Origin of the sequence: Vibrio sp. SG41-7, assembly GCF_014164465.1 — a bacterium.
Classification (GTDB): domain Bacteria; phylum Pseudomonadota; class Gammaproteobacteria; order Enterobacterales; family Vibrionaceae; genus Vibrio; species Vibrio splendidus.
Map to the genome: position 1 here is coordinate 1 of NZ_JACJFF010000119.1, position 15,237 is coordinate 15,237.

The 15,237-nt window shown below is 43.2% G+C and carries 11 protein-coding genes and 2 pseudogenes; 7 read left to right on the forward strand and 6 right to left on the reverse strand.

Features of this window, described 5'->3' with window-relative positions:
• Positions 1–126 precede the first annotated feature (126 nt).
• Positions 127–573: pseudogene (locus H5300_RS21515) on the forward strand (TetR/AcrR family transcriptional regulator); the annotation flags it as partial.
• A gap of 127 nt (positions 574–700) precedes the next feature.
• On the opposite strand, the gene H5300_RS21520 reads toward H5300_RS21515, so the two are convergent.
• The 3 genes from H5300_RS21520 to H5300_RS28070 form a co-directional block, all read right to left on the reverse strand.
• Entirely contained in the window at positions 701–1,972 is a 1,272-nt protein-coding gene (locus H5300_RS21520; RefSeq protein WP_017082286.1) for a DEAD/DEAH box helicase, read from the reverse strand.
• Positions 1,973–2,029: 57 nt separating this feature from the next.
• On the reverse strand, positions 2,030–2,641 hold the full coding sequence (locus tag H5300_RS21525; RefSeq protein WP_017081131.1) for an ACP phosphodiesterase: 612 nt from the start codon (positions 2,639–2,641) through the stop codon (positions 2,030–2,032).
• A 174-nt stretch (positions 2,642–2,815) separates the two neighbouring features.
• The gene (locus H5300_RS28070; protein WP_004730901.1) at positions 2,816–2,944 is read right to left on the reverse strand and encodes a hypothetical protein; all 129 of its coding nucleotides are present in this window, start codon (positions 2,942–2,944) and stop codon (positions 2,816–2,818) included.
• Positions 2,945–3,390: 446 nt separating this feature from the next.
• Here H5300_RS28070 and H5300_RS21530 point away from each other — a divergent pair, with 446 nt between their 5' ends.
• Together H5300_RS21530 and H5300_RS21535 are read left to right on the forward strand one after the other, a co-directional pair.
• Positions 3,391–4,614: an aromatic amino acid transport family protein gene (locus H5300_RS21530; RefSeq protein ID WP_004730902.1), complete on the forward strand. Its 1,224-nt coding sequence runs from the start codon at positions 3,391–3,393 to the stop codon at positions 4,612–4,614.
• Between the two features lie 148 nt (positions 4,615–4,762).
• Complete coding sequence (locus H5300_RS21535) at positions 4,763–6,187, forward strand: methyl-accepting chemotaxis protein (protein WP_182796859.1); 1,425 nt, start codon at positions 4,763–4,765, stop codon at positions 6,185–6,187.
• 490 nt (positions 6,188–6,677) lie between these two features.
• On the opposite strand, the gene H5300_RS21540 is transcribed toward H5300_RS21535, so the two are convergent.
• The 3 genes from H5300_RS21540 to H5300_RS21550 all read right to left on the reverse strand — a co-directional run bounded on the left by H5300_RS21540 (position 6,678) and on the right by H5300_RS21550 (position 10,072).
• Positions 6,678–7,403 (reverse strand): HAD-IA family hydrolase, encoded by a 726-nt coding sequence (locus H5300_RS21540; RefSeq protein WP_182796861.1) that lies wholly within the window; start codon positions 7,401–7,403, stop codon positions 6,678–6,680.
• Positions 7,404–7,708: 305 nt separating this feature from the next.
• A complete protein-coding gene (locus tag H5300_RS21545) occupies positions 7,709–9,517 on the reverse strand; it encodes an HD domain-containing phosphohydrolase (RefSeq protein WP_182796863.1) in 1,809 nt (602 codons plus the stop codon).
• A 60-nt stretch (positions 9,518–9,577) separates the two neighbouring features.
• A complete protein-coding gene (locus H5300_RS21550; RefSeq protein WP_065606400.1) occupies positions 9,578–10,072 on the reverse strand; it encodes a hypothetical protein in 495 nt (164 codons plus the stop codon).
• A 248-nt stretch (positions 10,073–10,320) separates the two neighbouring features.
• On the opposite strand from H5300_RS21550, the gene H5300_RS21555 reads away from it, so the two are divergent.
• From H5300_RS21555 to H5300_RS21570, 4 genes and pseudogenes are all read left to right on the forward strand, one after another.
• The gene (locus tag H5300_RS21555) at positions 10,321–10,797 is read left to right on the forward strand and encodes a CreA family protein (protein WP_017079179.1); all 477 of its coding nucleotides are present in this window, start codon (positions 10,321–10,323) and stop codon (positions 10,795–10,797) included.
• 142 nt (positions 10,798–10,939) lie between these two features.
• On the forward strand, positions 10,940–12,244 hold the full coding sequence (locus H5300_RS21560) for an inosine/guanosine kinase (protein WP_004730908.1): 1,305 nt from the start codon (positions 10,940–10,942) through the stop codon (positions 12,242–12,244).
• A 287-nt stretch (positions 12,245–12,531) separates the two neighbouring features.
• On the forward strand, positions 12,532–14,280 hold the full coding sequence (locus H5300_RS21565) for a formate--tetrahydrofolate ligase (RefSeq protein ID WP_182796864.1): 1,749 nt from the start codon (positions 12,532–12,534) through the stop codon (positions 14,278–14,280).
• A gap of 237 nt (positions 14,281–14,517) precedes the next feature.
• Positions 14,518–15,237: pseudogene (locus H5300_RS21570) on the forward strand (cache domain-containing protein); the annotation flags it as partial.

Consider the following 15,237-nt stretch of genomic DNA (forward strand, 5'->3'; position numbering starts at 1 on the left):
TTATTTCAAGCCGCGAGGTCGAGGGCTCGAGGCTATAGAAATACAGCCACTTTCATCACCATGATCTACATGATAGCGAGCCCTGCCGCTGAAATATTGAAATCCACTTGAAACGTCGAAGAGCCCTATTTATTTAGTATGCGCCTTTTTAGCAACATGATTCACTCACGAAAACCGATGCAACTTATCACTGACTCTGTTCGCCAAAAAGACAACTTGGTCGATTATTTTATCGACAATGTTGGCGATGTCGAAAAAGAAATCAACATGTTAGCTGAACAATATAACGATGCGAATCCAGAGAATTTGATCAACATTTATGAGATTAAGTGGCAAATGATCATGTATGCGCACGGAGCGGTATGCCTAACTCCCTTCATGGAGAGCACTTGGAATGAAGGCGATATGGTCACCTCGCCCGAAGATGCCCTACTTAAGCATTGGCAGCTTTTCAACACGCAGATGGTCAGCAAGTTTAGAATAGAAGACCAATGGGTGCTAAACCCAACTAGCCTAGAAGAGCTAATTTATGAAGTGCCCTGTGTATGGAAGTGCAATCAAGAACATCATTAATCCAGTGTTTTTATTTTCCTTGGTCGTAAGTTGATTTACTTAAAACAAAAATGCGCCGTTACAGAACCAACTGTAACGGCGCATTTTTATATGTATAGATCTTTAAACTGGAGCTTTGTCCAGCTTGTTAGCGACGTGCTTTACCGCGGTTTTGGTGAATCTTAAGCTTCGCTTTGATCTTACGTTTTTCTGATGAACGACTTTTACTGCGACCACCGCGATCGGGGGCTACATCTTTTTCTAGACTTGGTTCAAAGCCCTCTAGCCACTCTTGAGGCAAGCGAGTATCAAGTAAGCGTTCAATGTCACCCAATAGGTACGCTTCATCCTGACTCATCAAAGAAATCGCTAAACCGGTATTACCTGCGCGGCCAGTACGTCCGATGCGGTGGACGTAATCTTCAGCTTTAAATGGCATGTCATAGTTCACAACTTGTTCTAGCTGCTGGATATCAATACCACGAGCTGCCACGTCGGTTGCAATCAACGCTCTCACCTTGCCTGATTTGAAATCGTCCAGTGCTTTTTGGCGCGCACCTTGGCTCTTATCACCATTGATTGATGCCGCTTTGATGCCGTCTAACTTAAGCTCTTTAACTAGAGCATCAGTACCCTGCTTAGTTTTCGTGAACACCAACACTTGTTGCCAGTTTTTTGAGCCAATCAAATAAGCCAATAGTTCACTTTTACGCGATTTATCAACCGGATAAACCATCTGGGTAACGGTGTCAGCGGTGCTGTTTTTTGGCGTAACTTGAATTTCGCTTGGTGACTGCATCATTCGATGTGCAAGCGCTTTAATTTTATTGTCGAACGTCGCAGAGAAGAACAGCGTCTGACGTACGTCGTTCATGCGAGAAAGAATGCGTTTGATGTCAGGCATGAAGCCCATATCTAGCATGCGGTCTGCTTCGTCTAATACCAGCACTTCCGTTTGGCTTAACATAATGTTCTTGGTGAACATATGGTCAATAAGACGACCAGGCGTCGCTACAAGAATGTCGGCGCCTCCACGTAAGTTATCGGTTTGAACCTTCATGCTAACGCCGCCGTAAGCCACCACAACTTTAATATCGGTGCCTTTCGCATAACTCGTTACGTTATCAAACACCTGTTGTGCCAATTCACGCGTTGGCACTAACACAAGTGCACGAACGAGCTTAGGGTTCGGAATAACATTGTCTTTAGTCTCGATTAATCTTTGAATAATCGGCAAACCAAACGCCGCGGTTTTACCGGTACCCGTTTGCGCACCAGCCAGTACATCTTTGCCTTCCAGTACCAATGGAATAGCTTGTTCTTGAACACTAGTCGGAGCCGTAAAGTTTAGCTCTGATAGCGTTGTAAGAAGTTGCTCAGACAATCCTAGTTGGTTAAAAGATTGGGTAGATTCAGACATAGTATGATGCTCAAAGATTAAATAGGCGCGGATTGTAGCAAACCTGCATTACGCTGTTTACCTTTCCTTTTGATTTTTCTTCATTTGAAGTGCATTAAACTGCTTCGCTTCTTCTAAAACGTTGGGATACAGCTCATTAAAGTGACACTGCAACGTATCATAGTGACGTTCGAGGTCGTCGTAACAATTTTTGAGCATCCCTAGCTTGGGCCTTCTCAACGCCATACGTTGCAATACAACTTCTATGGAAGACATGTCTTGATAGCTTTCCAGCCAACGTTGTTCTGCCATCTTTTGATGAATCGTAATGAAGTTCTCAGGCCAGTGTGGCTCTTGATGTGCAAAGATCTGTTGATGACTATCGAAACAAAAATGCTCTAACGTCTGCTGCGAGAACTGAGTCCAATGATTGGCTAAGCAGTGATCCCAAAATACATCCAGTGCAATAGGCGCAAAGCGACGCGTTTGGTCTAAAAAAAGCGATTTTGCCGATCGGGATACATCGTGACGGTCTGTGTAACTATCCACGAATCGATGAAGTCTTATTCCGTCTGAAAGCGAGGTTGAATAGTGTTTATTAGGGTCGCCTTTAACGAAGTCACCTAACAGATTACCAGCTAAGTTACTTTTACAGTGTTGAGCGATGTGGAGGTGTGCGAGAAAGTTCATTGAACCTCATTAAAGTATCGAGAACTAAGTAACATGGTAAACGTACTCGTTTATCTTCGCGAACTTTAATGAGGATAGTTTTGTTATGACGTGTGAGCGAATGAGATTTGCTCAGTTTAAGAATTGTCTAATTTGAGAACGTTGAACTACAGAAACCTTTAGTTCAGGTAAAACCTAGTTCGAAGACTTAAAAAGTTCTTCTGCTAATTGTTTAACCGCCTGCTCGTAGTCAGATAAATCAATGCCAATTTCCATGGCATCTAACAACTCAAGACTTTCGTCATTAAAAGATTGGTCACTCATAGTGCCCCCTCTATTCCTTGATGCGGACATGATGTCCGATTAACTAGTGCACCATCTTGGACTTATATTATGTCACTTTGATGAACGCACTCTACTCTACCCATTCCATATTTATAGCTTGAAGCTACTCGCGATCATTAGCGCTTGTTTACGCTAAAGGGGTATACGCGAACGACATATGTACTGTCACCTTACACCAAGTACAACAAATTACTCTACAAATTTTGAAGCAGATCATGGTCAAACGTTTGCTTCGGGCATTTGAGCGCTTCCAACTCACCAATCGTAAAATATAGTTTACAGTGGATATTTTTAATTACATTAGACATTGCATTTGGAATTAAACTCAATCAGAATACTTAAAAATCGAGATATTCTTTGGGTTTATGCGCTTAAGCTAGAAGAATTACAATGAAAACACACCCTAACGTAAAGAATTATATACAATGAATAAATCAAAGGTTTTTGGTAGTACTTTGATCATTGCAGGCACCACTATTGGTGCTGGCATGCTCGCTCTTCCACTTGCTTCTGCAGGTATTGGCTTTTCAACCTCACTTTTTCTAATGCTTGGCTTATGGGCTCTAATGGCCTTTACTGCTTTGTTAATGGTAGAACTACATCAATTCGCTGATTCTGACGCAACCCTACACACGCTAGCTGACAAAATTTTAGGGACAAAAGGTAAGTGGATCGCTAGCTTTGCAGTTATGTTCCTTTTCTACGCTCTGTGTGCAGCTTATATTGCAGGCGGTGGTGCGCAGTTTAATCAACGTATCTCGGATATTTCAGGCATTGAGCTTAATGGCCAAATCACAACCCTTCTATTCACACTGTTAGTTGCTGGCGTTGTGACGATTGGTACGCACAGTGTCGATAAAGTTAACCGCGTTTTATTCGGACTTAAACTGATTGCGATGGTACTGGTACTCAGCTTCCTAGCACCAAACATCACCTCTCAATACCTAATGAGCATGCCTTTACAGCAAGGGCTGATTGTTGCAGCAATCCCAGTCGTGTTTACCTCTTTTGGCTTCCACGGCAGCATCCCTTCAATTGTTCGATACCTAGATGGTGACGTTCGCTCTCTACGTAAGGTCATGATTATTGGCTCTGCACTCCCTTTGGTCATCTATGTTTTCTGGCAGAGTGTGACTCTAGGTGTGATTAGCCAAGAGCAGCTTTTGTCGGATACAAGTTTGGGCGCACTGTTAGTCTCATTGTCACAAACCGTTCATCAATCAAACCTTAGCGTTATCGTTGGCGTATTCGCAGACCTTGCACTGCTGACTTCTTTTATTGGTGTGAGCTTGGGGTTATTTGAATTCATGGGGGATTCACTGAGCAAGAAACTAGGCAGTGCAAAACGCGTTAAAACGGCCGCTATCACTTTCTTACCGCCATTAGGTTTTGCCTTGTTCTACCCACAGGGTTTCATTACAGCTCTGGGCTACGCAGCCATAGCACTTTCAGTGCTCGCAATTTTGCTGCCGACAGTGATGGTATACAAGATTCGTTACACGGATTTCTCTGTAGAACCTCAAGGTACAGAAGCGACTTACCAAGTGCTCGGTGGAAGTAAAGCGTTGTTTTTAGTTGGCAGCGTAGGCGTTTTTATCATTGCGATTCAAATCCTTATTTCAGTAGGGCTATTGCCTTCTCTGGGCTAATAAACCCATAGAGAACAAAAATACTTGATAGATGTCTCATAAACGATATGTTGGTATCATTAATTTTCACAATTAGTCGATTGGCATCACATTTTTATTGAGGTCGGTTATTTAGAGTCCACGGTAAAGGATTTACCGTGGAGTTTTTATGAAAGAAGTACAATTTCGAACGATAGACAAACTGTTTATCAAGATGTCGATCAACGACAAGTTTTGGGTCATTTTCTTAATCTTTTTTGCCGCTCTGGCAAGCCTAGCTGGACTCAACTACGTCAACAAAATGGAACACATTGACGTAACTGCAAAACAGCAGGTTGAATATCAATTGCAAGGCATTTTATCAGCGTCAGATTCCCCAGCTTCCGTTCGTTCAGTTAGCCAACAAACACGTCCTCAAGAAACAACCATATTGAAGAATGGTGCAGTTACAGCAACAGCCATTGCACAAGATGGTAATTACTACTCTCTTACCGTTTCAAATCTCGATACGCAGAATCAAAAGCAGCAAGCACTGTACACTTTATTACTGAGCTTTTTGTGGTGTGTGCCTTTTGGTCTTTTCTGTTACTGGGTAGCGACTTTCCTAGGCGGCGCACTGTGGGTGCTTTACTCAACGACTCAAAAGATTGGTGATGGCGACTTAACATCACGCCTTGGTTTCCACCCTGGCCGAGACGAGTTCGGCACGATTGGTTGTGCGCTTGACCGTTCAATGGACACGCTTAGTGAGTTAGTCAACAACGTAAACCACAGTGCAGCAACGCTGAGTGAAACATCGGCTTCTTTCGAAGCAGAGATGAAGCGCAGTGAAACACAAATTATGAGCCAGAATGCGTCTCTAGACTCTGTTGCTACTGCCATGGATCAGATGACGGCTTCAGCCAATGAAGTCTCTAACATTTCAGCACGTTCAACTGAACAAACTGAACAAGACGCGCAGCAAATCAACGACAGCCATACGAAAGTTCAACAAGCCATCTCAGAGATCACCACACTCTCTTCTTTGATTGAGCAAACCTCATCTTCAGTTACCAGCTTGAATGTGAACACTAGCCAAATTAATGAAGTGATCACGACGATCAACGCAATCTCAGAGCAAACTAACTTGCTTGCACTGAACGCGGCGATCGAAGCTGCTCGTGCGGGTGAACAAGGCCGTGGTTTCGCTGTTGTTGCTGATGAAGTACGAACGCTTGCAAGTCGCACTCAGTCGGCTACGGTTGAAATCCAAGCGATGATTGAACGCTTACAGCAAGAGAGCCAAAATATCGCTAAGATCACCGAGCAAACGGTCGATCAAGCGCAAACTAGCAGCCAACTGATTTCAAACATTGGGGACGATGTAAACTCGATTGCTGACTCCGCTCAAGCGCTAATGGATATGAGTATTCAGATTGCAACCTCAGCGGACGAGCAAAGCAACGTAGCGAACACCATCGCAGCTGAGCTTAACGATATTCGCAGTCAATCCGATGTGATTAAAGAAGTGGCTCAAAACTCTTCAAATGGCGTGTCAACACTGACAGACGCATCAGTTTCTTTGTCTAAAACTTTGGCAAGATACCGCACTTAGATTTGAGTGATCACTTAGGCTGACCAAGTTAAATTCAGCGAAACTAAAAAGGACTCATCATGAGTCCTTTTTTATCGACGTTCGTTAATAGCAACGTCCGCTAATAGCAACGCCCGTTAATAGCAACTTTCACTAATAACAACTTCCGTTAATAACAGCTTCCCTTAATAACAACAGGAAAAACATGGTCTTTAACGATGAGATTATCATTACCATGAAGCAAGTCGCAAAGGCGAGATTATCAAGTGTCAAAACTGTCTAATATTCGAGCTTAGGGGTAATCTAATTAAACGGGTCTTTTTTCGCTTACCCTCTTGCTGCAGGTGACACATAATGAATAAAACAGAAACACCAAACACCGACGACATTACATGCCCTTTATGCCAACACGACGAATATCTACTCTCAGAAAGTGGAGAAAAATTTACTTGTGCATCTTGCGGTTTTCACACTAAACAATTTAGTAAGGTAGTCAGCCTTCAGTTAGGCTCTACCCCACCAAAGCTGCAGGGTTCGGTATTCCACCACTTGAGCAGTGCTTGCCATTAATCCAAACCGAAATCTCTTCCAAACTGTAGATATCCTGAGCCGCTACCTCTGATGAGTCGGCTTCGGGATCTACGATTGATTCATTAATACTTGGGCGCAATCGGAATGATTGAATACCCGCACGAACACCCGCTTCAATTCCTTTCAAAGTATCGTCCACATAGATACACTCATTGGGTAAAAAGCCCATATTCATGGCTGTATACATAATCAGGTCAGGTTCAGGCTTCCAGCTGTTGGCATCAAAAGCTGAAAACACTTTACCTTTAAAGTCATCGAGCATTCCTGTCATTGCCAATGAAGATTCAACCCGAGACTTAGGCGCATTAGAAGCGATACAAAATTCGATGTCCTGTCGCTTTAGGAATTCAATGAGCTCGATGGCACCATCCATCGGCTTTAAATGACGTTGGAACAAAGCTTCTAATTCAATACGATATAACGGCTCAAGCGTATCAATCGAGATAGATAGCTCTAAACGTTCTTGTGTATCCATTAAGATATCGGCCAGCTTTCCACCTTGAAAGTGCGCATAGCAGTCATTAACGTTTAGCTCCGCCCCAAAGCCGGTGAATACATTCACCAAGGCTTGGCAACACAGCTTTTCGCTATCGATGAGTGTTCCATCACAATCGAAAATTACACATTTAGTCTGTTCTAACCGCATAGCTCTCTCACTCGCATTGAATTCAAGTTTTATCCTATAGTGTTCTTTCAATGCGCGGGATGATTAAGATAACAGTTTGCGGACGCAGGCTTATTTCTCTTCGCGAAATATGGGCTTGATCACCTTATGGCTCGACATAAGCAACAGCTTTCATCAAATTAACCCAGAATCTGCAAAACCAAATACTACAAGGTTTACATAAACGACTTAATTTCAGTGGAAAATATAAATTGCCACGTCCTAGTCGGATTAGGGTGAATTGATAAAGAAACCAAGACTTGTAGACTATTCAGATAGAGAGAGAGTTAGCTAACAACCGACTCTTCTAGAACCTTAACTTCAATCGAAGGTACAGACGCATATTCTACAGCTCCAGTATCGGGATACGAATCTCGGATAGCGACAAACTCGGGCAGGTGTTTCAGTAGCAGTTTGGTTAACTGAGGATCAAATTGATAGCCACACTCTCTCTCGAACAAGTCGACCACCATCTCTAATGGCCATGGCTCTTTGTAACACCGGGCACTAAGCAATGCGTCAAATACATCGGCTACGGCAGTGATTCGAGCAAACAAGTGAATTTGTTCACCTACCTTGCCATTAGGGTATCCAGCGCCATCCCAACGCTCATGATGTTCGTTAGCAATGATTGCCGCGAGGTTGGTAATATCACCCGCTCCGCTCTTCAGTAAATTGTAGCCCGCAGTGGTGTGAAGTTTCATTACATCCCACTCTTGGTCTGTCAATTTACCTGGTTTATCTAAGATAGATTCCGGAACCGAAATCTTACCGACATCATGCATTGGGCTGATGATCTCAATCATCTCGACCTCGCGATGGCTCAAGCCACGATACTTAGCAAGCAAAGCGGATAACTTGGCTACACGCTTAACGTGATTCCCCGTCTCACCAGAGCGAGTTTCAATGGCTTCACCCAGCACATGAATCATGTCCTTTTGAACATTCAAAGTCTGTTTCTGTAGTGCAAGGATTCGCTTGTTCTTTTTTGCCAACTCTTTCTTTTGGCGCAGGGTAATAAATTGCATCACGATAATCACGCTCAGCCCTGTAATGACCATGATTAAGCCCAACAACAATTGAAAGTTCTTTTGTAAAAAGGAGGAAGGCTCGTTAACAATCACAGATCCTGTCGGCAGTACATTATCACCAATACCAAACTTTTTAAGCGCCGGATAATTGAAAACAAAACGCTTGTTGTCACCGGGAACTAAAGGTGTAGAAAAATTAAGAGGCACATACTTATCCAATGCACTAACGGCCTCTTCACCCATGCTTCGTGAGTGGTTTACATAACCTCCGAGTACATCACCGACTATATTAAACTGCCATAACGCAAACACTGGTGCGGCGCTCGATGCAGATAAGGTTTCCGCGACCTCTTGATAGGTATGATATACACCTTGATCTAACTCAGTATTGTAGTGGCTCAGTAAGACTGCATCGTCAGCAGATACCCCTTTTAAGAACTCACTTGTTTGCTTGAGCGACAAATCGCGTATTTCGACCAAATTAATCGATGGAAAGTCTGCCATAATACGGCTTATATCTTTACGGATTAGCTCAGAAGTGACACTGTAATCATTGATTAAATAGAGGTTCTTTAGATTAGGTCTTAATTTAGAGATCAGCTTTATATTAACGTCTATCCGATCGTTCTCATAAAGCACAGTCGCTCTATCAGACACCGCATACATATCGGTGCTTATGTCGTTGATACCCGCTGCAACAATAGGTGTCGCACGGTCAATCAACGCACTCAGTGATTCAAGGAAATTAGCCGCGTTATCGTCAGTCGCAATAACCCCATCAAATTTATAACCTGCGTATTTGGCTTGTAAGTAATCGGCGAGAGAGTCGTAGTACTCAGAGCTATGGACGCGCTTTGTATCCAAATACTCGATTGAGAGTTTAACTTCGGTTTGAGATTGGCTGAACGCACTGTCTATCCCTTTCTGAAAGTCAGCAGTCCATTGGTAAGAAGGTTCGTATGAGTGTAAAACTAGGATGCGTTTGATATCCCAGTCGGTAGCAAAACTGACTGTAGAAAAAGCGCTAACACACAATACAGCGATTGATATCAATAGCTTGTACATACAAAACCCTTTATAAAAGATGGGGTATTGTACTTAGATTAACGCTTTCTCAAAGAATCTTTAGTTCTCGACCCACACTTTATCGTGAGAAGCATGATCTTGTGCCCAAAAATCATGTAACTGCTTAGCAAAGCCGTTGATATCTTGACCGTTTTCAATAATCACGTCGGAGATCAACAGAGAGTCTTCCACTTCTGTGACAATAGCACTCGCCACAACATCACCATTTTGAGTTCCAATGTATAAAACATGCTCATCAGACAACATAATCTGACTCAAAAACTCAAGCATATGTGCCCTTTCGGTTTCATCGTGATAAACACTGGCTTGGTTAAGTGAAAAAAGTACCGTCAGTTTATGGAAATCGACTTTATGCAGTTCATCAATTTGGGAAGGAATTTGATCTTGAGCGAGGAGTTGGTAATTCTTGGATGGGAGTCTGCTTTGATAAAGTTCTCGACCTAGCAAGCTCTCCTTTGCGGGGTAAGCAATGTCGAGTTGACTAAACAGCCATTGGTTTTTCTTATGTGCGCTTTCAGGTATTTCGTTATTCATTCTTTTAGTACCTAAGATTAGTAACCCCAAATATCACAGTTATTTGGGAGACATATGGTCGGCGTAGGAGCCGAACTACATGCAGAAAGGATACAGAGCATGACTAACGCCAACAAGTACTTTAAATGCTTCATATTTTTCATTCTCTCATAACACCCTTTAAGAACTCGGTGAAAAGCTCTACACTCGTATCCAAGCTTTCAATATCCTTATAGTAAACAGAACTATATAAATAAAAAGGACTTCTTATGAAAAAAGCCTTAATAGCAGCAGGTATCATCACAATGTTGGCAGGCTGTTCGGACAACGAGGTTGGCGACGTCTCTCTTGGATTCTTCACAATGAAGGATATCAAAATGTCATCGTTAGATGATGATAAGATCGAAGGAGTGACTTGTCACATTGCATCAATCGAAGCAAACCTGAGTCTTTCCGATCCAAGCGATAGTTCTATCTCTTGTCGTCAAACAGGCGAAATCACTCCAGAAATGATTGCTAAAATAGACAAAAGTAAATCAGGTGAAGTGGTATTCAAGCAGTCGAAAAGTATCTTCTTCAAAACGATGAAGGTTCGTCGTATCTACGATGCTGAGAATCAATCGCTGCTTTACTTATCTTACACAACCAAAGAAACAGAAGGCAGCTTCAAACATAGCCTTTCAACCGTTCCGCTATGGGGTACAAAGGCTTACGTAGATCCAGCAACACTCGTTCCAGCCGAATAGTCTCACACGAATGGTCTGAAGCAAAAGTAAGCTGAATCACCTGTACAGACATTGTGCAGGTGATTCAAAATGTAATAAAAATGAAAGAAACAGAAACAAAATGTGATATCATGCGGCAAAATTTTTTCACTGTATTTGTCATATGAAATTTCCTGGACAGCGTAAATCTAAGCACTACTTTCCAACTCACGCCCGTGATCCGTTGGTCAACCAAATTCAACAAACACCTAAGCTACACCGCGCAACAGTTGTCGGTATAGGTCAAACGATTGTTGATATCGAAGCCCGTGTTGACAACGAGTTCCTAGAAAAATACGAGCTGAGTAAAGGCCACTCACTAGTATTGGAAGAAAGTAAAGCAGATGCGCTGTATGAAGAGTTAGTTGAGCGCGGTTTGATCACGCATCAATACCCTGGCGATACTATCGGCAACACACTGCACAACTATTCTGTTCTTGCAGACAGCAAATCTGTCCTACTTGGCGTAATGTCTAAGAAGATTGAAGTTGGCTCATTTGGTTACCGCTACCTTTGCCGCACTTCTTCTCGTATGAACTTAAACCACTTACAAACCGTTGATGGTCCCATTGGTCGTTGTTACACGCTCATTACCGAAGATGGCGAACGTACGTTTGCGATCAACGAAGGACACATGAACCAGCTGCTTCCTGAAAGTATTCCTGAACAGATTTTTGAAAAAGCGTCTGCATTAGTTGTGTCTTCATACTTAATGCGCGGTAAGCCTGAAGATCCGATGCCAAAAGCGGTACAAAAAGCGATTGAATACGCGAAAGCGTACAATGTGCCAGTTGTACTGACACTTGGCACGAAGTACGTAATCGAAGGTAACGCTGAATGGTGGCAAGAATACCTGAAAGAGAACGTAACCATCGTCGCGATGAACGAAGATGAAGGTGAAGCATTAACGGGTGAAAAAGATCCGCTATTGGCTGCGAACAAAGCTCTTGAGTGGGTTGACCTAGTTCTCTGCACTGCAGGCCCTGTCGGCTTATACATGGCAGGCTACACTGACGAACCAGCGAAACGCGAAACAACGCTTCCGTTACTGCCGGGTAACATTCCTGAATTTAACAAATACGAATTCAGCCGTGCGATGCGTAAGCAAGACTGTAAAGACCCAGTAAAAGTGTACTCTCACATTGGCCCTTACTTAGGCGGCCCACTTGAGATTAAGAACACCAACGGTGCTGGTGATGGTGCACTTTCAGCACTACTTCACGACATGGCAGCAAACAGCTACCATCACGTTAACGTGCCGAACTCTGAGAAGCACGAACACGCTTGTTTAACTTACTCTTCACTGTCTCAAATTTGTAAGTACGCAAACCGTGTAAGCTATGAGGTGCTGACTCAGCACTCTCCTCGCCTTTCTCGTGCGCTACCTGAACGCGAAGATAGCTTAGAAGAAACATACTGGGATCGTTAATCAACCATGCCAGGTTGTTAACTCATTGAAGTTGATGACCAGATAGATTATCCATTCCTGAAGGGCTGCTATATGCAGCCCTTTTTGTATTCAGCACTAATGCAGCTGAAGGCAGTCAGATCGAATATTTTGCTCGTTTAAGATTTGATCTCGCGCAATGACTCTTTAGATCTGTTATCTTCCAGCACATAATTCGTGTGGTTTGCCTTTACTTGGCAAATTTATACAGTACTATCGCCACGCAAACGTTTACGTACCACCTTTCGGTTCTGATATAAGGATCAAATATGCTATCGGATATTGATATTTGTCGCTCTACTCCCCTTAAAAACATCAGTGAAGTTGCCAAACAAGCTGGCCTGCAACACAACGAACATCAGCCATTAGGGCAATACAAATCTAAAGTGTCTCTGACATCACTTGAACGCCTCGCCAACCAACAAGATGGTAAATTGGTCGTGGTGACCGCTATCACACCAACGCCTCTTGGCGAAGGCAAAACAGTCACTACTATTGGATTAGCACAAGGCCTCGCAAAGATTCATCAATCAGCCATGGCCTGCATTCGTCAGCCTTCAATGGGCCCGGTATTTGGTGTAAAAGGCGGCGCAGCGGGCGGTGGTTACTCTCAAGTCGCCCCTATGGAGCAATTAAACCTTCACCTGACCGGCGACATTCATGCCGTAACAGCCGCTCATAACCTCGCTTCTGCGGCCATTGACGCACGCTTATATCATGAACACCGTGAAGGATTAGAAGCCTTTGAAGCACGTTCAGGCTTAAAAGCGCTCAACATTGATCCTAGTAGAATCGTTTGGCGACGTGTAATGGACCATAATGACCGTGCATTACGCATGATCACAGTAGGCAAAAACGAATCAGACAAAACAATTAATGGCCTTGAACGGGAAGATGGTTTTGATATCTCAGCCGCTTCAGAGCTGATGGCTATTCTCGCTCTTGCCGATGATCTACAAGACCTACGCAAGCGTATCGGCCGTGTCGTACTCGCATACAACAATCAAGGTTCGCCATTAACCGCAGAAGACTTCAACGTCGCGGGCGCTATGACAGTAACGATGAAGGACTCTATTGAACCAACATTGATGCAAACCCTTGAAGGCGTTCCGACTCTAATACACGCGGGACCTTTCGCTAACATCGCACACGGTAACTCATCTATTATTGCTGATAAGATAGCGTTAAAACTGAGTGACTTCGTCGTGACAGAAGGTGGTTTCGGCTCAGACATGGGCTTTGAGAAAGCGTGTAACATCAAGGTGAAAGCATCGAACAAGAAACCCGATTGCGCCGTAGTTGTCGCAACATTACGCGGATTAAAGGCCAACTCTGGTTTATACGATTTGAGACCGGGTACTCCATTACCTGATTCAATCTTTAATGACGATCAAGACGCGCTCACAGCAGGCTTTGAGAACCTTAAATGGCACATCAACAACGTTAAACAATACCAAGTACCTACTGTCGTTGCGATCAACCGATTCCCACAAGATTCAGCTCAAGAGCTCGATACTTTGAAACAAATGATCACCGACTTTGACCCAAGTGTCAGCGTTGAAGTAAGTGAAGCCTTTGGTCAAGGTGGTGAAGGTGCAATTCAGTTGGCTCACGCCGTGGTAAAAGCATGCCAAACAGAGAGTAAATTTAAGCCTTTGTACTACTCTGAGCAAAGCTTAGAAGAGAAACTGATGGCAGTCGCTGAAGTCGGATACGGCGCAGCCAGTATTTCGCTATCACCACTGGCAAGAAAACAACTGACTGAGTTCAACCAACACGGCTATGGCGACCTATCGGTTTGTTTGGCAAAAACGCCATTATCGATTTCAACAGAAGCTCAAATAAAGGGTGCACCCACTCAGTTTAACGTACCCGTTAGAGAGTTAAAACTGTGTGCTGGTGCCGGCTTCATCTACGCTTTGTGCGGCAACGTAATGACCATGCCAGGCTTACCTGACAAACCGGCTTTCATGTCATTAGACATTGATAGTAATGGAAATATTATCGGCCTAAACTAGGTGTCCTTAGCTAGATAAACGGCAATTAATCGCGATTAGTTTGGCTCAAATTTCAGACCAGCGTTCTATATTGAGCAATCATTTCCTAACGAAGTGATTGCTCAACAATCAAGCTTGAATGCAAAAAGTTGCACTAAAATCGTAGTTATATGCAAATCTTGTTTTAAGTTCTGGGTTAAGATCACATTAAAAACCCCATAAAATATATAGTATTGCGCTGATTCTTTGAGGACAGTGATGAATACGAGTATAAAAAAACTAGTCAGCCAATTTCTATGCACCATATTTGCCCTAGGATTAGTCCCTGCCCTCTACATCAATTCTGAACTTGACAGAATTGATGCTCAGCATACTCTAAATATTAAGCAGTCTAGCCAAAACCAAATCGAATACAGTTTTCACGAACTGGCCGTTATTGTTGAGCAAATATCTAATTCTGTTCCTTCTATCGCAGACTCTCAAACGTTACTTCGCGCAATTGAAGAACCATCAATTGTTCATAAACAAGCTCTGCAAGATCTGTGGGTGATGTTAGCTCGCGGACAACAATACTATTCTCAACTTCGCTACCTCGACCTAGAAGGTAACGAGGTTTACCGTATCAACTACAACAACAATAAAGCGACAATAGTTCCTGAGAATAAACTGCAGAACAAATCAGCTCGTAGCTACTTTAAAGATCTCCACCGACTGAAGATTGGAGAAGTAAGCTCCAACGGTATCGATTTAGAGATTGAGAATGGTGAAGTCGTCCACCCTTTGATGCCAGCCCTAAGGATAATGACACCCGTCGCCTCAGAAGATCGTATTATTGGCTACTTTATTGCTAACCTTAATATGCTCGAGGTCTACGACCGCCTTCTTTATCAAATCGGTACATCATCAGCCGTCCCTGTCATTCTTAACAGAACCGGACATGTCATCATGGGCCCTGATATCGAAGAATCGTTTGGGCAT